At 67.7% G+C, this 17,972-nt stretch carries 18 protein-coding genes; 12 read left to right on the forward strand and 6 right to left on the reverse strand.

Translation table 11 applies throughout. The features are described from left to right. Positions 1-55 precede the first annotated feature (55 nt). The 4 genes from ACFU4Z_RS21660 (at position 56) to pdxS (ending at position 4,583) form a co-directional block, all read left to right on the forward strand. Positions 56-1,009: a phosphatidylinositol mannoside acyltransferase gene (locus ACFU4Z_RS21660; RefSeq protein WP_379065678.1), complete on the forward strand. Its 954-nt coding sequence runs from the start codon at positions 56-58 to the stop codon at positions 1,007-1,009. Further along, positions 1,006-2,130: a glycosyltransferase family 4 protein gene (locus tag ACFU4Z_RS21665; protein ID WP_379065680.1), complete on the forward strand. Its 1,125-nt coding sequence runs from the start codon at positions 1,006-1,008 to the stop codon at positions 2,128-2,130. The genes ACFU4Z_RS21660 and ACFU4Z_RS21665 overlap by 4 nt, the downstream gene beginning before the upstream one ends. Beyond that, positions 2,130-3,173 carry an NUDIX domain-containing protein gene (locus ACFU4Z_RS21670; RefSeq protein WP_379065977.1) on the forward strand — a complete coding sequence of 348 codons (1,044 nt, stop codon included), beginning with the start codon at positions 2,130-2,132 and terminating at the stop codon, positions 3,171-3,173. Before ACFU4Z_RS21665 ends, ACFU4Z_RS21670 begins: the two co-directional genes overlap by 1 nt. Positions 3,174-3,662: 489 nt before the next feature. Next, on the forward strand, positions 3,663-4,583 hold the full coding sequence (gene pdxS, locus ACFU4Z_RS21675; RefSeq protein ID WP_328403282.1) for a pyridoxal 5'-phosphate synthase lyase subunit PdxS: 921 nt from the start codon (positions 3,663-3,665) through the stop codon (positions 4,581-4,583). Positions 4,584-4,647: 64 nt separating this feature from the next. Here pdxS and ACFU4Z_RS21680 read toward each other — a convergent pair whose 3' ends face one another. Continuing rightward, positions 4,648-4,929, reverse strand: coding sequence for a response regulator transcription factor (locus ACFU4Z_RS21680; protein WP_379065682.1), 282 nt, complete (start codon positions 4,927-4,929; stop codon positions 4,648-4,650). 410 nt (positions 4,930-5,339) lie between these two features. On the opposite strand from ACFU4Z_RS21680, the gene ACFU4Z_RS21685 reads away from it, so the two are divergent. The 3 genes from ACFU4Z_RS21685 (at position 5,340) to ACFU4Z_RS21695 (ending at position 7,742) form a co-directional block, all read left to right on the forward strand. After that, positions 5,340-6,230: a LysR family transcriptional regulator gene (locus tag ACFU4Z_RS21685; protein WP_379065684.1), complete on the forward strand. Its 891-nt coding sequence runs from the start codon at positions 5,340-5,342 to the stop codon at positions 6,228-6,230. Between the two features lie 162 nt (positions 6,231-6,392). Further along, positions 6,393-6,884: a hypothetical protein gene (locus ACFU4Z_RS21690; RefSeq protein ID WP_379065686.1), complete on the forward strand. Its 492-nt coding sequence runs from the start codon at positions 6,393-6,395 to the stop codon at positions 6,882-6,884. A gap of 123 nt (positions 6,885-7,007) precedes the next feature. Continuing rightward, positions 7,008-7,742, forward strand: a complete 735-nt coding sequence (locus ACFU4Z_RS21695) for an SDR family oxidoreductase (RefSeq protein ID WP_379065688.1) — start codon at positions 7,008-7,010, stop codon at positions 7,740-7,742. Between the two features lie 242 nt (positions 7,743-7,984). On the opposite strand, the gene ACFU4Z_RS21700 is transcribed toward ACFU4Z_RS21695, so the two are convergent. Beyond that, the gene (locus ACFU4Z_RS21700) at positions 7,985-8,605 is read right to left on the reverse strand and encodes a hypothetical protein (protein WP_379065690.1); all 621 of its coding nucleotides are present in this window, start codon (positions 8,603-8,605) and stop codon (positions 7,985-7,987) included. Positions 8,606-8,789: 184 nt separating this feature from the next. Between ACFU4Z_RS21700 and ACFU4Z_RS21705 the strand changes: the two genes are divergently transcribed. Continuing rightward, complete coding sequence (locus tag ACFU4Z_RS21705) at positions 8,790-9,611, forward strand: acyl-CoA thioesterase (RefSeq protein ID WP_379065692.1); 822 nt, start codon at positions 8,790-8,792, stop codon at positions 9,609-9,611. A gap of 40 nt (positions 9,612-9,651) precedes the next feature. On the opposite strand, the gene ACFU4Z_RS21710 is transcribed toward ACFU4Z_RS21705, so the two are convergent. Next, positions 9,652-11,460, reverse strand: a complete 1,809-nt coding sequence (locus ACFU4Z_RS21710; protein ID WP_379065694.1) for an APC family permease — start codon at positions 11,458-11,460, stop codon at positions 9,652-9,654. Between the two features lie 101 nt (positions 11,461-11,561). On the opposite strand from ACFU4Z_RS21710, the gene pdxT reads away from it, so the two are divergent. Further along, positions 11,562-12,212: a pyridoxal 5'-phosphate synthase glutaminase subunit PdxT gene (pdxT, locus tag ACFU4Z_RS21715; protein ID WP_379065696.1), complete on the forward strand. Its 651-nt coding sequence runs from the start codon at positions 11,562-11,564 to the stop codon at positions 12,210-12,212. 161 nt (positions 12,213-12,373) lie between these two features. Further along, positions 12,374-13,129, forward strand: a complete 756-nt coding sequence (locus ACFU4Z_RS21720) for a YebC/PmpR family DNA-binding transcriptional regulator (RefSeq protein WP_379065698.1) — start codon at positions 12,374-12,376, stop codon at positions 13,127-13,129. 252 nt (positions 13,130-13,381) lie between these two features. Here ACFU4Z_RS21720 and ACFU4Z_RS21725 read toward each other — a convergent pair whose 3' ends face one another. Beyond that, positions 13,382-14,377 carry an NADP-dependent oxidoreductase gene (locus tag ACFU4Z_RS21725; RefSeq protein WP_379065700.1) on the reverse strand — a complete coding sequence of 332 codons (996 nt, stop codon included), beginning with the start codon at positions 14,375-14,377 and terminating at the stop codon, positions 13,382-13,384. A 28-nt stretch (positions 14,378-14,405) separates the two neighbouring features. Between ACFU4Z_RS21725 and ACFU4Z_RS21730 the strand changes: the two genes are divergently transcribed. Continuing rightward, a complete protein-coding gene (locus ACFU4Z_RS21730) occupies positions 14,406-15,407 on the forward strand; it encodes a GlxA family transcriptional regulator (protein ID WP_379065702.1) in 1,002 nt (333 codons plus the stop codon). A 153-nt stretch (positions 15,408-15,560) separates the two neighbouring features. Here ACFU4Z_RS21730 and ACFU4Z_RS21735 read toward each other — a convergent pair whose 3' ends face one another. Then, the gene (locus ACFU4Z_RS21735; protein WP_379065704.1) at positions 15,561-17,015 is read right to left on the reverse strand and encodes an alpha/beta hydrolase; all 1,455 of its coding nucleotides are present in this window, start codon (positions 17,013-17,015) and stop codon (positions 15,561-15,563) included. A 73-nt stretch (positions 17,016-17,088) separates the two neighbouring features. Then, positions 17,089-17,295, reverse strand: coding sequence for a DUF5988 family protein (locus ACFU4Z_RS21740; protein WP_379065706.1), 207 nt, complete (start codon positions 17,293-17,295; stop codon positions 17,089-17,091). A gap of 91 nt (positions 17,296-17,386) precedes the next feature. Between ACFU4Z_RS21740 and ACFU4Z_RS21745 the strand changes: the two genes are divergently transcribed. Beyond that, a complete protein-coding gene (locus ACFU4Z_RS21745; protein WP_379065708.1) occupies positions 17,387-17,902 on the forward strand; it encodes an O-acetyl-ADP-ribose deacetylase in 516 nt (171 codons plus the stop codon). The last annotated feature ends 70 nt before the right edge of the window (positions 17,903-17,972 follow it).

Below are 17,972 nucleotides of genomic sequence, written 5' to 3' on the forward strand. Positions count from 1 at the left end.
GCGGCATGACGTTCGGTCGCACAATCGCAGGTGTCGGAGCAGTACAGGGGTGGTTGTGAGTATCGGGGAACGGATCGGCGCGGCGGGGTATGCGGCGGGGTGGCGGCTGGTGCGCGCATTGCCGGATTCGACCGCGCGCAGGTTGTTCGATCGGGGCGCCGACCGGGCGACACGCAAAGGCGGTCCGGACCAGTTGCGGCGCAACCTCGCCCGGGTCACGGGCGTCGCGCCAGAGCAGGTGCCCGACGAGCTGCTCAGGGCGAGCATGCGCTCCTACGCCAGGTACTGGCGCGAGGCCTTCCGGCTGCCGTCGATGGACCATGCGGCGCTCGGTGCGCAACTGACGGTGGACGGGGTGCAGAACCTGGAAGCGGCGCTGGCGCAGGGGCGCGGCGCGGTCCTGGTGCTGCCGCATTCCGGGAACTGGGACATGGCCGGGGTCTGGCTGGTGCAGAACCACGGTGGTCTGGCGACCGTCGCGGAACGGCTGAAGCCGGAATCATTGTTCGAGCGCTTCGTCGCCTATCGGGAAAGCCTCGGCTTCGAGGTGTTTCCGCTGACCGGTGGCGAGCAGCCGCCGTTCGTCGAACTGGCGGCGCGGCTGCGCGAGAACACAGCGGTCTGCCTGATGGGCGAGCGCGACCTCACCGGCCGCGGTGTCCCGGTGACCTTCTTCGGGGAGACCACCTGGATGCCTGCCGGTGCGGCGAAACTGGCCATCGAGACCGGCGCGGCGTTGATCCCGGTGCACCTATGGTTCACCGTCGATGCCGACGGCCGCGAGGGATGGGGCATGAAAACCGAAGCTCCACTGGATGTTTCGGGCGGTGTTGCGGCGGCGACGCAGGCATTGGCCGATCGGTTCGCGGCGAATATCGCCGAGCATCCCGCCGACTGGCACATGCTGCAGCCACAATGGGAGAGCGACCTTTCGCCGGAGCGACGCGCCAGGATCGCCGCTGCGCAGGCCGCGTTCCGGGACAACGGCAGGGGAGACGACACACCATGAAAATCGGCATGGTCTGCCCCTATTCTTTCGACGTTCCCGGCGGGGTGCAGGCGCATGTCGTGGAGCTGGCGCGGGTATTCATCGAACGCGGTCACAAAGTGAGCGTGCTCGCTCCCGCTTCGGAAGACACACCCCTGCCCGACTTCGTCGTCTCGGCCGGTCGCGCGGTCGCGATCCCGTACAACGGGTCGGTGGCGCGACTGTCGTTCGGCCCCATGGCCTACACCAGGATTCGCCGCTGGATCGACGGTAACGACTTCGACGTGCTGCACATCCACGAGCCCAACGCGCCGAGCTTGTCGATGCTCGCACTGAAGATCGCCGAGGGCCCGATCGTCGCAACCTTCCACACCTCGACGACGAAATCGCTGGTGCTCAGCACTTTTCAGGGTGTGCTCCGGCCGTATCACGAGAAGATCAGCGGTCGGATCGCGGTCTCCGAACTGGCGCGCCGCTGGCAGGTCGAGGCGCTCGGGTCCGACGCGGTGGAAATCCCGAACGGCGTCGACGTGCCTGCTTTCGCCCGCGCGCCGATGCTGCCCGGCTATCCGCGGACGGGCGGAACGGTGCTGTTTCTGGGCCGCTACGACGAGCCACGCAAGGGGATGGAGGTACTGCTCGGCGCGTTGCCCGCGCTGGTGGGTAAGCATCCTGACCTGCAGGTTCTCATTGTCGGGCGCGGCGACGAGGAGCGGCTGCGCCGCGAGGCAGGCTCGCTGGCCGACCATGTGCGTTTTCTCGGTCAGGTCTCCGACGAAGAGAAGGCCTCGGCGATGCGCAGCGCGGATGTGTACTGCGCGCCCAATCTCGGCGGCGAGAGCTTCGGCATCATCCTGATCGAGGCGATGGCCGCCGGAACTGCCGTGGTGGCAAGCGAATTGGACGCCTTCCGCCGGGTGCTGCGTGACGGATCCGCGGGCGTGCTCGTGCCGGTGAGTGATTCGGCTCGGCTCGCCGCCGCGATCGATGGACTGCTCACCGACGATGCCCGCCGGAGTGCGCTGGTGCAGACCGCGACCCAGGTCGTCGGCGAGTACGACTGGCCGGTGGTCGCCGAACAGATCTTGCGGGTCTACGAGACCGTGACCGTCGGCGACGTCCGAGTGCGGGCCGCGGGATGATCACTTTCTCCGCGACAACGGTCCTCGTACTCGCGCTGATCGCGGCGGTGATTGTCGCGATCGGGATCTGGGCCTACTCGACGGCCAACCGGCTCGACCGGTTGCATGTGCGTTCCGACCAGTCCTGGCATGCGTTGGATTCGGCGCTGGCCCGGCGGGCGGTGGTTGCCAGGTCGGTCGCGATTGCGATCGCGGGTCCGACGTCGGATCCGGCATCGGCCGATCGGGCCAAACTCCTGTCGATGCTGGCCGATCGGGCGGAACGAACTAGCCGAGCCGACCGTGAAACCGTCGAAAACCAGCTCTCGGCGGCACTTTCCGCGATCGATATCGCCCAGCTGCGCCCACAGCAGGTGGCCGAACTCGCCGATGCCGAAGCGCGGGTGCTGATCGCCCGCCGGTTCCACAACGACGCGGTCCGTGACACCCTCGCCCTGCGCACCCGGCGTCCGGTCCGCATCCTGCATCTCGGCGGTACCGCGCCGCTGCCGATCTACTTCGAGATCACCGAGCGCGCCACCCCCGCCGCGTCGACCGGACTCGACGTGGACACCATTCGCACTTCGGCGCGGGTGGTGCTGCTCGATGAGGACGATCGCGTGCTGTTGATGCGCGGTCACGACCCCAAGACGCCGGACATTTCGTTCTGGTTCACCGTCGGCGGCGGTGTCGACCCGGGGGAGACCCTGCGTGCCGCGGCAATCCGTGAACTGTGGGAGGAGACCGGTCACCGGGCGGATCCGGACAGCCTGCGCGGGCCGATTTGGCGACGCGTCGCGGTGTTTCCGTTCGACGGCGACCTGATCCGCGCCGAAGAGCTGTTCTTCGCACTCCGCGTGCACGCCTTCGAACCGCAGCCGGGCAACCTGACGGCGGTGGAGCGTCGCTGCATCACCGCCAACAAGTGGTGCACGGCCACCGACATCGTCGCGCTGGACCAATCCGGCGAAACGGTGTACCCGTACCACCTGGACCAACTGATGTCCGAGGCCGCGAGAGTCGTGTCGACCGGCACCGATCCCGCGGTCCGTTCGATTCGCTAGCGTCCGGTCACGCGGCGGGGCGGTGCGCCGCCGATCACCTTGTCCTGTGATGTATTTCACGATCGTGATAGCGTCGCGACTGGATTGACGCGGCCGGGGTAGTGCTTATCGGGAGACGCTCGGGAACCCGGTGTCGCGATCCCATCGAGGTGGGATGAACCATTCGTGCGTGGAGGTAAGTAGTAGATGTCCTACCTGTTGTTCGATTTCCTCTTGCCGTTGATCGGCCCCACCGCCGCGGAGTATTGGGCGCAGTTGCTGGTCGTCAACCCGATCTGATGATGAGCTCGGAATTCGCCGGGTCGACGAAACCTCTCGTCGGCCCGGCGAATCCGTTTTCGCACCCGTGAGGTAGCGGTCCAGTCCAGCCGGTTCGAGGTGAGACGTCCTGGTCGCGGCAAGGCCAGTGGTGCTCAACTGGCTATCAAGTGGCCTGATGGGCCCGCCTAGAATCAGTGGCGTTCCATCCATGCGACCCGATTGGCGCACATGACTCAGGAGTTTGCCGTGACCACGCCCGAGACCACCAACACCATCGGCACCGCCCGCGTGAAGCGCGGTATGGCCGAGATGCTCAAGGGCGGGGTGATCATGGATGTCGTCACTCCCGAGCAGGCCAAGATCGCCGAGGACGCCGGTGCGGTCGCTGTGATGGCGCTCGAACGAGTTCCGGCCGACATCCGCGCCCAGGGCGGCGTGTCCCGCATGAGCGACCCGGACATGATCGACGGCATCATCTCCGCCGTCTCCATCCCGGTGATGGCCAAGGCCCGCATCGGCCACTTCGTGGAGGCGCAGATCCTGCAGAGCCTCGGCGTCGACTACATCGACGAGTCCGAGGTGCTGACTCCCGCCGACTACGCCAACCACATCGACAAGTGGAACTTCACCGTTCCGTTCGTCTGTGGCGCCACCAACCTGGGTGAGGCGCTGCGCCGGATCACCGAGGGCGCGGCCATGATTCGCTCGAAGGGTGAGGCGGGCACCGGTGACGTCTCGAACGCCACCACCCACATGCGCAAGATCCGCGGTGAACTCCGCAGGCTGTCGTCGCTGCCCGAGGACGAGTTGTTCGTCGCCGCCAAGGAGTTGCAGGCCCCCTACGAGCTGGTCCGTGAGGTCGCCCAGACCGGCAAGCTGCCGGTCGTGCTGTTCACCGCGGGTGGCATCGCCACCCCTGCCGACGCCGCCATGATGATGCAGCTCGGCGCCGAGGGCGTGTTCGTCGGTTCCGGCATCTTCAAGTCCGGCAACCCGGCCGAGCGCGCGGCCGCCATCGTGAAGGCCACCACCTTCTACGACGACCCCGACGTGCTGGCGAAGGTTTCGCGCGGCCTCGGCGAGGCCATGGTCGGCATCAATGTCGAGGAGCTGCCGGTCGACCACCGGCTGGCCGAGCGCGGTTGGTGATTTCCGTTCGGCATCGCTGACCGGACTGCGGGACGCGGGTCGATCTCTCGCAACGAGCGGGGACTCATAAGAGTCTCCGCTCGTGCGCGTAGATGGCGGCTTGGGTGCGATCGCGCACACCGAGGCGGCTCAGGATGCTCGACACGTGATTCTTCACCGTGCCCTCGCTGAGGTAGCGGGTGCGCGCGATCTCCCGATTGGCCGACCCGGCGGCAAGTAGCCGTAGTACCTCGGTTTCGCGCTCGGTCAGCTCGCCTCCGAACCATTTTCCGCAGTCCCGAGCACACCTCGATCCCCGGTTGCAATGCGAGCGGCGCGGCAATGCCGTCGCGGACGAGCCGCTCATCGTCGGCAATCGTCACGCGCACCACGTCCGTGATCGTGGTGAGTAGCCAGGCCTCGCGGATCGCCCCCAACGTCGCCGAGTTTCGTCGGCTGCCGTCGTGGATGTCTGAGATCGGCTGGTGCCCAAAGGATTCCAGCATAGATCGGGGTGCAGCGCAGGCCCTTGTCGCGGCTCTGTCATCGCGCTGCCGCCGACACTGCGGCGAGGAGCGGTGTTCCCGTGGGGCCGGTGGTAATTCGCATTTCGCCGCCGACCATCGCCAGTCGTGGGCGGCAGGCGGTAGCCGCCACCGCCGCCTCGCGGTCCGTCTCCGTCGGTTTTCCCGTTTGCCGTCCCGATGGGTGTGGGCGGTGTCGGCTTCCCGGTCGCTGGAGGCTCGGTTCGGGTGCTTGCGCAGTAACGTCGGGGTGGTGGAGTTGCGGCAACTGCGGTACTTCGTGGTGTTGGCGGAGGAATTGCACTTTCGTCGGGCCGCGGAGCGATTGTTCATCTCGACGCCGACGTTGAGCCAGCAGATCAGGGTGTTGGAGCGGGAGATGGGTGGGCCATTGCTCACCAGGGAGCCGCGGGTCGAGTTGACGCCTGCCGGCGCGGTGTTGTTCCGGACCGGCAAGGACGTGCTCGGCTCGGTGGACGAGGCGATCCGGGAAACCAGGCGCGCGGCGAACGCCGGTGCGTCGGTCCTGCGGTTCGGGCTGTTGAACGGGGTGCCGCCGTGGATTCCGGCGCGCATCGAGGAGCTGCTCGGCGCCCGGCTGCCCGGCACCCGGATGGTGCTCACCGGCGGTACCACCGCCGACCAGGTCCGGCTGCTCGACGCCGACGAGGTCGACCTCGCGCTCGTCCGCGCGCCGGTGACCTTGCCGGACCGCTTCGACCAGCAACCGGTCGCGGGCGAGGAACTCGGTGTCCTGATGTCGGCGGCTCACCCGCTCGCCGCCGCCGAGGAGATCGAGCCGTCGGACCTCGCAGGCCAGGAGCTCATTCTTTTCGCACGCGATTCCGCCACCGGCCTCCACGATGCGCTCTTGCGCGAGCTCCGTGCACGCGGCGCCGAGGTCCGCCTCAGCGACAGCGCCATGGGCCACGCTCAGATGCTGGGCGTTCTCCCGCTGCGTCCGGACGTGATCGGCTTGAGCTCGGCCCGACCCGCCGACCTTCCCGGCCTCGTGTGGCGTCGGGTGCGCGGCGCACCGCTGGTGGTCACGTATGTCGCCGCATGGCGTTCGGCCAGTAGGAACCCGGCGGTGCGGGTGCTGGTCGATGTGCTGGCCCGGCGGCCGCTCACCGGCTCGGGCTGAGGCGCCGTCGGGAGCCTTCGGTGGACCACATCATTGTCTTATCACTGCCACAGAGTTGTTGGATAGCTTAGGGATTCGATGCCCGTCTGCCCCCCGATGCGGGCGTTCGCGCCGCATCAGTGTCGGGTGACACGCGACCCATCGAACGCAAAGGACGAGCAGTTGAGGCTTCGTAAGACCGGGCAGATCACTATCGGCGCCGTGGCGATCGCGGCAATGTTGAGCCTGACGGCATGTGGCAGCGATGATCCGAAGGACCCGCCGAGGACGACCCGCACGTCGACCTCCGCGGCAGCGAGTTCGAATCTTCCGCCGATCCCCAGCGCCGACGAGCTGAACACGGCGCTGACGCGGGCGCTGGATCCCTCCTTGCCGAATGCCGACAAGCTCGAACTGGTGCAGGGCGCGCAGGCCGACCCCGAACTGCCCGGCCGCTTGGCCGAGGCCGCCAGGGCCGCGAACGCGCAGATCGCGGTCACCGGCGTGACCGCTTTCGGTGACAGCGTGACCGCCAAGGCAAAGTTCATCGTGAACGGCCAGGAGAACATTGTCGACGTTCCGTTCGTCGCCGAGGACGGCAAGTGGAAGGTGCAGAAGACGTGGGCCTGCACACTGCTGACGAACTTCGGCCAGCAGTCGGTGGCCTGCGGCTAGCCGCTCCAGAACGACCGGCCGCGGCCATGATCGCCAGCCGCGGCCTGCGGTGTTAGTTCCGATCTAACGCGAGTTCGAGAGCGCGACATGGACACTCGGTGCTGCCGATGGTCGGGTGGAGTCATGACACAAACCACGACAATCCCCGAACGCGTCGTCATAGTCGGCGGCAGCTCCGGCATGGGACTCGCGCTGGCGGCCGCCCTGATCGGCCGGGGTGCAGAAGTCACCATCGCCGGCCGATCGTCGGCCCGGCTCGCCGACGCCGAACGCGCTCTGCCCGAAGGCCCCGGCACCGTGCGTTCGGTCGTCACCGACATCACCCGCGAGAGCGATCTCGAACGATTGTTCACCGAGGCCGGTCCGGTCGACCACGTGGTCACCACCGCAGCGGACGCCAACGGCGCATACCAGCCCATTGGTTCTTTCGACGCCGAGATCGGCCGAAAATTCGTAGAAGCCAAGGTGATCGGCCCAACCCTTGTCGCCAAGCACGCCCGCATCGCGCCCGGCGGCTCCCTTACCTTCACCTCCGGCGTCGCCGCCTACCGCCCGGCCCCCGGCGCCTCCATCGTCGCGGCCGTCAATGGCGCTCTCGCCTCCCTCGCCTACGCACTCGCTGTCGAAATGGGCCCCATCCGCGTCAACGTCATCTCACCCGGCTGGGTGGACACCCCCATCTGGGACACCATCGCAGGCCCCGCCAAAACCGAACGCCACCAGCAAATGGCCGCCCGCCTCCCGGTCGGCCGAATCGGCCACCCCGACGACATCGCCCAAGCAATGCTCACTCTCATGCACAACCCCTTCATCACCGGCACCGTTCTCCACATAGACGGCGGCCACCGCCTCACCTAGCAAACGGCGAGTGGCGCATCGTTGTGGTGAACGATTGCGAACGCTCTCCACCATGCGCCACTCGCGCGCACGGTGCGAGCTATCCGGGGCTCGTGGTCGCATCGAGCCCGTCCTTCATGACTGCCCTAATTAGGCTGTGGCACAAGGGATAAGGCACTCCACGCCAGCCCGCTGGGGCGGCATGGCGCGAGGAAGTTCGACACCGTGTCCCGTTCGTGCAGTGACCACTGTGGTGTGGCGGCTCATCGGGGTGTTCCGGTGCGGACGGCCGGGCGGTGGGGGTGGTCCCAGCGGATGAAGAAGGTTGGGGGGTCGGGGTTTTCGTGATGGTGGTGGAGTAGGGCGGGGATGGTCCATCGGTGTTCGGGTGGGGTGTTGCGGCGCAGGGCCGGTTCGGACATGTCGAGGCGCAGGGTCACGTCGAAAGGGAGGGTTCGCCCCAAGAGCATGGGGCCCGCGATGAGGACGACGGTGTCGGGGGCCGCGGGGCGAATGGCTGCGCGGGCCGAGCGGTCGGTGTTTTCGTTCCAGAGGGCGGGCAGCCAGCGGGCGGAGTCATGGAGGGCGTCGACGACCTCGCGACGGAGGGCTTCGTAGTCGAACCATGCTGTGCGATAGGAAAGTTCGTCGTCACGGCCGTACTCCATGCGCAGCGATGCCGGGCGGACGTAATCGTGCAGGGAGACCACGTCGGCGGCGCGGCCGGTGGCGCGCAAGGCGGCGGCGACGAGGTCTGCGAGCGGGACCGGTTCGGCGGCGTCGGCTCCGTCGATCGCGATCACCAGGCGGCCGGGCAGTTCGAGGAGACGGTGGGTCACCAGCTCGACGAGGCCGTCTCGGGTGATCGCTGCGAACTGTGGCACCCGTCAATCACAGCAAACCCGGATCCGGTGGTCGCGGCCGACCGACCGATAGTGTGGCGAGGCCGCCACCGGCCGGTCAGGCCGGTCGGAGCGACGGAGTTGCACAGGAGCGGCCGGTCAGCCCGGCCGGAGCGACCGGACGGCCGGGCGGGGGCGGTGGGCGGCGGCGGGATAATGTCAGCCCATGGCGACAATCGAAGAGGCGCTGGAAATCGAGCGGCTCGAGCGGGACATCTTCCGTGGTGCTTCCACGAAGACCCAGCTCCCGCGCACATTCGGCGGACAGGTTGCCGGCCAGGCATTGGTGTCGGCGGTACGCACGGTGGAGCCGCGGTATCAGGTGCATTCGCTGCACGGGTACTTCCTGCGGCCGGGCAATCCGGATCAGCCGACGGTGTACCTGGTCGAGCGGATTCGTGACGGCCGGTCCTTCTGCACCCGCCGGGTTACCGGCGTTCAGGATGGCGCGGCGATATTCACGATGTCGGCGTCGTTCCACATCGGCGACGAGGGCCCGGAGCATCAGGACGAGATGCTTGCCGTGCAGCCGCCCGACGACCTGCCGGATGCCAGCACCACGATGAGCCCGGAGCGGCTGTGGGCGATGCGGGAGTGGGAGCACTGGGATATCCGCACGGTGCCGCAGGACAGCCTGGCCCGCCGTGACGGTGTGGTGTCCCAGCAGCAGGTGTGGTTCCGCTACCGGCATCCGCTGCCCGACGACCCGCTGTTCCATGTCTGCACGCTCGCCTACATGAGCGATATGACGCTGCTGGGCTCCTCCAAGGTCATCCACCCCGACGAAGAGACCCAGAACGCGTCGCTCGATCACGCCATGTGGTTCCTGCGCCCGTTTCGCGCCGACGATTGGCTGCTCTACGACCAGTCTTCGCCGTCGGCGGGCTTCGGCCGTGCGCTGACCGGCGGCAAGATCTTCAACCGCGAGGGCCAACTGGTCGCTGCGGTCGTACAGGAAGGTTTGATCCGCACCCTGCGGGAGCACTGACCGAACTGCTCGGCACTACCCGGCCTGAACTCGATCAGGCTCACACCACTTGGACGCGCAGGTGGCAGACCACGGTGTCGGTCATCCGGCGCAGTTCCCGTTCGAGCTCGTCGCTGCGGTGGCTGGGTAACACTCGCTCCCAGCCCATCGGCGGATCGATCTCGGCGATCACCACCACCTTGCGCCGTCCGGTGAAGTTCTCCCGGACGTAGTGGGCGACCGGGCCGCCCACCGTCGAGTCGCTGTCCTCGAGCAGCACCAGCTGTACCTCCGGATGCCAGGCCGCCCAGGCCTTGGTGAACGCCCTGGCCGATTCGCCGGGCAGGCAGACATGCACGGCGACGATGTCTTTGCCGATGGACATGGCCGCGGAGAGCGCCTCGCGGCTGAGTTCGGAGACCTCCGATATCGGGACGATGATGGCCGTGCCGGTCGCCTGCGGCTGTGCGGGCACCGCACCGCTGCCGCGGCATCCGCTGATCCGGTGGTAGGCGTTGCGAATTCGCTCCATTCCGAGAACCAGCAAAGGCAGGACCAGCACGATCAGCCAGGCGCCTTCGGTGAATTTCATTGCGGTGGTGACGATCGCGGCGAGGAAGGTCAGGAGTGCGCCGAAGCCGTTGAGCGCGATGCGCCACCGCCAGCCGGCGGCGCGGGTCAGCAACCAGTGCCGGACCATGCCGGTCTGCGCGATGGTGAATCCGACGAACACCCCGATAGCGAACAGCGGGACGAGCGCGTTCATGTTGCCGCCCGCCGCGACCAGCAGCACCGCCGAGCTCAGCCCCAGCGTGAGCACGCCGTACCGATACACCTCACGCTGCGACTTCACCGCGAATCGATGCGGCAGGCAGTTGTCGTCGGCCAGGATTCTGGTAAGCGTCGGCAGCCCGCCGTAGGAGGTGTTCGCCGCCAGCGCCAGCAGGATCACTGTCGCGAATTGCACAATGTAGTAACCGATTCCGTGTCCGAGCGCCGCTTCGGTGAGCTGCGAGAGGACAGTGGTGCCCTCGATGGGCCGCAGCGAGAACTTCTCGATGAGCACGGCGAGGCCGATCAGCATGATGCCGAGCAATACTCCGAGGACCACCTCGGCGCGTTGCGCGCGAGCGACTTTCGGTGCCGCGAAACTGGGGACCGCATTCGCGATCGCTTCCACGCCGGTCAATGCCGCGCAGCCGCTGGAGAATGCCTTGAGCAGCAATAGAACTCCGACAGTGTGCAGATCCGAGACCGCCGCGGCGCCGGTGGCGACGTCGGCGGGTTCCGCACGTAGCAGGCCACCGGCGATGACCGTGAAGATGCCGCCGACGAAGACAACAGTGGGGATCATGAACGCGCGGGCGCTCTCGGTGATGCCGAGCAGGTTCAATGCCGTGATGCCGACCAGGATCGCCAGGCAGATCCACACCGTGTAGTCGTGCAGTGCGGGAAATGCCGACGTCAGTGCGGCAACACCGGCGGCGACGGACACCGCGACGTTGAGCACGTAGTCGACGATCAGCGAGGCGGCGGCGACAAGGCTGGTCCGGTGGCCGAGGTGCTTCTTCGCCACGGCGTACGCGCCGCCGCCGTCGGGGAAGGCCGCGATCACCTGCCGGTAGGAGGCGACCAGCACGGCGAGCAGTCCGGCGATCGCCAGCGTCACCGGCAAGGTCATGCCGAGCCCGGCGCCACCGGCGGTCGCCAGTACCAGCACGATCGCTTCCGGACCGTAGGACACCGACGCCATGGCGTCGAGGGACAGGCCCGCCAATCCGGTCGATACGGTCAGCCCGCGGCGGTTCGGGGTAGCCCCCGCATCTCCGCGCGGCTCTGGCGCCCGGCGTGGCAAGACAGCAATCACCATGCGAGTGTCGACCTGTTCCTGGTCGTCCGGACCGGCGTTGACGGAACCTTGACGGCCACCGTGAGCAGGGCCACACCGCAGCGGCTCGTAAGCTCTCGATCGTGAACGCATCCTCGGTAGCCTCGCCGGCCGCAGGCGCGCAGCAGGCCCCTTCCCGGCCGACCATCGGCGTGCTCGCGCTGCAGGGTGACGTGCGCGAACATGTCGCGGCGCTCGCGCTGTGCGGTGCGGAATCTGTTCTGGTGCGCCGCGAATCCGAGCTCGCCGCCGTCGACGCGCTGGTGCTGCCCGGCGGCGAGTCGACCACTATCAGCAAGCTGCTCGAGGTCTTCGACCTGCTGGAACCGCTGCGCGCCCGGCTGCGTGCTGGCATGCCCGCCTTCGGTTCCTGCGCCGGGATGATCTTGCTCGCCTCCGAGGTGCTCGACACCCGTCCGGACGCCAAGCACCTGTCCGGCATTGATATGACGGTGCGCCGCAATGCTTTCGGCCGTCAGGTCGACTCTTTCGAGACCGATCTGGACTTCGCGGGCCTCGACGACGGCCCGATCCGCGCGGTGTTCATCCGGGCGCCGTGGGTGGAGCGTGCGGGCGAGGGCGTCGAGGTGCTTGCCACGGTGCCGAGCGGTCCGTTCGCCGGACGTATCGTCGCGGTGCGGCAGGGGAAGGTCCTCGCGACGTCGTTCCACCCCGAGGTCACCGGCGACCTGCGGGTGCATCGGATGTTCGTGGACCTGGTGCGCGAGGCGTAGCCGCAGCTCGGGCCGGGCTCGCGCGCGGTGCGAATCCCGCCCCGGTATGAGCCTGGAGAAGGCGCGGTGACAGGCCGAGTAGGCTGGGGGAGTTGTCTACCCGGCCGGAACGGGTACCGTGCGCACAATCAGACGTGCAGTCGACCTGGAGGAAGTAGGGAATGAGCGGCCACTCCAAATGGGCCACCACCAAGCACAAGAAGGCTGGGATCGATGCGAAGCGTGGCAAGCTCTTCGCCAAGCTGATCAAGAACATCGAGGTGGCGGCCCGCACAGGTGGCAGTGACCCGGCCGGTAATCCGACGCTTTTCGACGCCATTCAGAAGGCGAAGAAGTCGTCTGTGCCCAACGACAACATCGAGCGCGCCCGTAAGCGCGGTGGCGGCGAAGAAGCCGGTGGCGCCGACTGGCAGACGATCATGTACGAGGGTTACGGACCCAACGGTGTCGCGGTGCTGATCGAGTGCCTCACCGACAACCGCAACCGCGCCGCGGGCGAGGTGCGTGTCGCGATGACCCGCAATGGCGGCAATATGGCCGACCCGGGTTCGGTCTCGTACCTGTTCCACCGCAAGGGCGTCGTCACGCTGGAGAAGAACGGCCTGTCCGAGGACGACGTCCTCATGGCCGTGCTCGACGCGGGCGCCGAGGAGGTCAACGACCTCGGTGACACCTTCGAGATCATCAGCGACCCGTCCGATCTGATCGCCGTGCGCTCCGCGCTGCAGTCCGCCGGAATCGATTACGACTCCGCCGAATCGGGCTTCCAGCCGTCGGTGTCGGTCGCGGTCGACGTGGACGGCGCCCGCAAGGTGTTCAAGCTGGTCGACGCGCTCGAAGACAGCGACGACGTGCAGAACGTCTACACCAACGTCGACCTGTCCGACGAGGTTCTCGCGGAACTCGACGACGAGTAGTCCGTTTTCGCAGTGCTGCACGGCAGGCAGTAGCCGCCGTAGTCGGGGCGGTCCGCGATTATGCGGGCCGCCCCGAAACGTGTGCTGGTCTACTATCGCCGGGCCCGGAATGTAGTCGCCCCGACATGTCGGTCGCATACGCGATCTCTACCGGCCGATCGTCCGACCGGGTTCTCGCTCGGCCGGTAGCGCACGGACTCGAGCCCTATCGGTTACGCATTCGGACATGACTGTGCCTGCGGTCTGCTTGGGCTATGGCATCGTCAGCACCAATTTGCCTACGGTGCGGCCGGTGTCGCCGAGTGCGTGTGCCTTTGCGGCGTCCGACAGCGGAAAGGTCCCGGCGATTGTCGGGCGCAGCGCGCCGGTTTCGGCGAGTTGTGCGAGCGCGGTCATGCCGGCGTGGTCGTCTTCCACCAGCATGCGGACCGCGCGCACGCCCAATTCGGCGGCCTCGGCCGCCAAATCGGCAGGGCCGAAGGCACGCAGGGAGATCAGCAGGCCGCCGGGGCGCAGGGTGCGCAGGGAGCGGAGGCTGTTCTCGTCGTCGATCGAGTCGAGCGCCACGTCTACATCGCGGGCCGCGTCGGCGAAATCTGTTGTCCGGTAATCGATCGCCTCGTCGACACCGAGGGCGCGCAGGAATTCGTGATTGGCCGCGCTCGCGGTGCCGATCACGTATGCGCCACGGGCCTTGGCGATTTGGACGGCGAAGTGTCCGACACCGCCCGCGGCGGCATGGATCAGGACGCGCTGTCCTGCGGTGAGGCCCGCGGTATCGACGAGCGCCTGCCAGGCGGTGAGAGCGGCGAGCGGGATCGCGGCGGCTCGAATGTGGTCCAGCCCGGGCGGTTTCCGTGCGAAGGCGCGTGCCGGTCCGGTGGTGTACTCGGCGAGTGCGCCGTGACCGTACGGGTAGGGGAGCATGCCGAAGACCTCGTCGCCCGGCGCGAAGAGTGTCACGCCGATGCCGGTGGCGACCACGTCGCCGGACACGTCCCAGCCGAGTACGAACGGCGGCTCCGCGAGGAACAGGCCGGGCACCGCGCGGTGTCGCCAGTCGGTCGGGTTGAGTCCCGCCGCACGAACGCGAACCAGAATCTCGCCGGGCCCGGGCACCGGACGTGGCAGTTGCGTCTCGATGAGAACGTCGGGCCCGCCGAGAATGTCCTGGCTGATCGCACGCATTGTTTTGTCTTCGCTCATGCGCTCGACGATGCCTGCCGCATCCGGTCGAGAAAATGGCACGATTGCCATTCTTCGATATGATCGTGCCATGGTGACGGATGCCTCGGTGCGTGATGATTCGGTCCGGCACCGCGTTGTCGTATTGGCGCTGGACGGCGTGTATCCCTTCGAGCTGGGAATTCCGAGCCGGGTCTTCGGTACCGCCCCGGACCGGTACGAGGTCATGACCTGCTCGATCGACGGGAGGCCGGTGGCGACCCGCGCCGATTTCGCGATTGCCGTCGAACTCGACAGCAGTGCTTTGGCCACCGCGGACACCGTGGTCATTCCGGCGTGCGATATCGCGATGACCCTCGATGGCGTGCTGCCGCCCACGGTGTCGGACGCGCTCGCGCGGATTCGACCGGGGGCCAGAATCGTGTCCATCTGCACGGGTGCGTTCGTCGCCGCGGCCGCCGGTTTGTTGGACGGCAGGCACGCCACGACGCATTGGCATCAAGCCGACCTGTTCCGCCGCTCCTTTCCGAGGGTGCGTCTCGACCCGGACGTGTTGTACGTCGACGACGGTGACATCCTCACCTCGGCGGGCGCGGCAGCGGGCATCGACGTCTGCCTGCACCTGGTGCGTCGCGACCACGGCAGCGAAGTCGCCAACAGGGTGGCCCGCCGCTGTGTCATCCCGCCCTGGCGCGACGGCGGCCAAGCCCAATACATCGAACAGCCGGTGCCGCCATCGACCTCCACCGGCACCGCCGCCGCCCGCCATTGGGCGCTGGAAAACCTCGGATTGCCCTTGACCATGGACGATCTCGCCGCCCGCGCCCGCATGAGCAAGCGCACCTTCGCTCGCCGCTTCCGCGACGAGGTCGGCATGAGCCCCGGCCGCTGGCTCATCCAGCAGCGCGTCTTCCGAGCTCGCGACCTCCTGGAATCCACCGACCTCCCGATCGACCGGATCGCAGGCGAAGTCGGCTTCGCCACCGGCGGCTCACTCCGCCAGCACCTCCACGAAGCAATAGGCGTCTCCCCCCGAACCTACCGCCGCACCTTCCGCCCCGACTCTCCCCGAGAAGTCGCCCCGACCCCGTAACAACCGACCCGCAACAGCATCTCCGCGCAGGCGGAGCACGCACTGTCCGCGGCATACGAGGGAGGTGACAAACGGTGGCGCCCCGACCGTGCGCCGCGCGCGACCACCTCGAGTACTCCGGGGTGGTGCGCGCCTGCGGGGTGATGCGATAGGTCACGGGGCATCAGGTACCGGAAGACCGACGCGGGCGACGATCCACGGGAACGATGCGGTGAAGGCCGCCGAGGCGAATTGCCAGGTGTGCCCGCCCTGCGTGGTGTGGATCGTGCAGTCGATGCCGACCTCATGGCCCTGCTTGCACAGCTTCTCGGCCGCGCCGACCTCGCCTGTGTCGGGCACACCGTCGTGGCCGCCCATGCCGGCCGAAGAGTCGTCGGCGGGTGGCCGGGAATGTCCACCCGTCCTGGCATGCGGTGGCGGGGTCAGATCGTCGAAGAGTCCGGCGGTGCCGGTGTACGGGCCGTGTTTCACCATGACGGTCAGCGGGTCGAAGGCCGCCCACTGTTCGGCGTCGCCGCCGAACAGGCGGGCGATGGTCTGCTCCCTGGTGCCCGAGACCGGACCGATGTCGCCCGCGATATCGACGAAGGTGCGCACGAGCTCCGGATGCATCACAGCCAGATCGACCGCGCAGGTCCCGCCCATCGACCAGCCGACCACCGCCCACTGCGCCGGATCCGCCGACGCGCCGAACCTGGACTCGACATAGCCGGGCACATCCCGGGTGAGGTGATCGGCGGCATCGCCGCGCGGGCCGTTCACGCACTCGGTGTCGTTGTTGAAACTGCCGCTGGAATCGACGAAGACCAGGATCGGCGCGCGGCCGCTGTTGGCCGCGGTGAACTTGTCGACGGCGGGCATGATCTGGCCGCTGCGAACCCAGTCGGCGGGGGTGTTGAATTCGCCGCCGATCATCATCACCACCGGCAGCGCGGGTGGAGTCGGCCCGGCGAACCAGACGGGCGGCAGATACACGTATTCGGTGCGATGCGGAAAACCGCTGCCCGCGTCGGGGATCCGGACCGGCACGATCTTGCCGCCGCCGACGTCGGTGCCGCGCAGCGAGAGCAGCGCGTCGAAATCGGTCTGCTGTGGCAGCGGGCCCGCGGTGAGCGCGCTCCACGCGGATTGCACGGTCGGGTAGTAGCCGACCCATTGATCGAGCACGATGCCGGTGCTCAGCAGTGCCAGCGGAATCGCGAGAATCGATATCCCGCGTCGCCACCATCGTGCGCCGCGCCAGCCGAGCATCGCCACTGCGATCGCCGCGCCGGTCGCGCCGACGCACACCCAAAGCAGCAGCGGGGCCGGATCCGACGCCAGCCCCTGGTCGTTCACATAGGCCCCCGCGGCGACCGCGGCGGCGATACCCGCCGCCACGCACGCCGGTACGCCGACGAGACGCCAACGGCGCGTGCGCCATCCGACGGCCGCGATGAGCACGGCGACTGCCACCAACTCGATGGTTGATGGCAGCCAGCCGTGCAGCACCGATAGTCCGTGATGAAAGGTGTTCTGGTAGTTGGGGTTCAGATCCGCCGATGGAAGTTGCGGCGGAGGCGGCGCCGGGTCGGCCGGCGCGGCGAGGGGAGCTCGAAGGACGGGCACCTATGGCATTGTCGAGGTCATTGCTCGAGACAAGCTGTGAATCCGCTCCGGTGACACTGTGACCGCCCGGGGCTCACTGCGCGTTCTCGGTGCGCACCGTCCACTCGTAGACGGGCAGACTGCCCTCGGGTGTGTCTTTATGCCTGGCGGTGACCTTGAAATGCTCGTAGCCGCCCTTGAACGCGACCTTGAGCTCGATCCCCGGTGGCGTGATGGGAACGATGCGGGCCGGCAAGTCCTCCGGCCCGCCCTCGAGGACTGCCTTAACAGAGTTGCTCATCTTCGGATCGTAGGGGCATAGCCAGAGCGAATCAGACAATTCCAGGAAACCACCGGCCACCGGCGTGCCGCTGCGATGGCAGAATTCGGTCATGGTCGCGCTGGAACTCGTGCGGGGAGACATCACCGAGCAAACGGTGGACGCCGTGGTCAACGCCGCGAATTCGTCGTTGCTCGGCGGTGGGGGAGTCGACGGCGCGATCCATCGCAAGGGCGGGCCCGAGATTCTCGATGCGTGTCGCACGCTGCGTGCGTCGCACTACGGCAAGGGCCTGCGCACCGGGCAGGCGGTGGCGACGACGGCGGGTCTACTGCCGGCGCGCTGGGTGATCCACACGGTCGGTCCGGTGTGGTCGGCGACCGAGGATCGCTCGGATCTGCTGGCCTCCTGCTATCGCGAATCGTTACGGGTGGCCGATGAATTGGGTGCGGCCACGGTCGCGTTCCCGGCCATCTCCACCGGTATCTTCGGCTGGCCGCTGCAGGACGGCGCCCGGATCGCCGTCGAGACCGTGTCCACGGCGGTCACCGCTGCGCGCGAGGTGCGGTTCGTCCTGTTCGACGAGCGTGCGTACACGGCGTTCGCCGCAGCGGTCGCGGCGCGTTAGCTCGGCGATCGGACCGGCCGAGTGCGGTCTGCAAGCCGAAACGTGTCGGTGGCTTCTGCCATGGTGGTGC

The sequence above is a fragment of the Nocardia sp. NPDC057440 genome (assembly GCF_042802915.1).
Lineage (GTDB): Bacteria > Actinomycetota > Actinomycetes > Mycobacteriales > Mycobacteriaceae > Nocardia.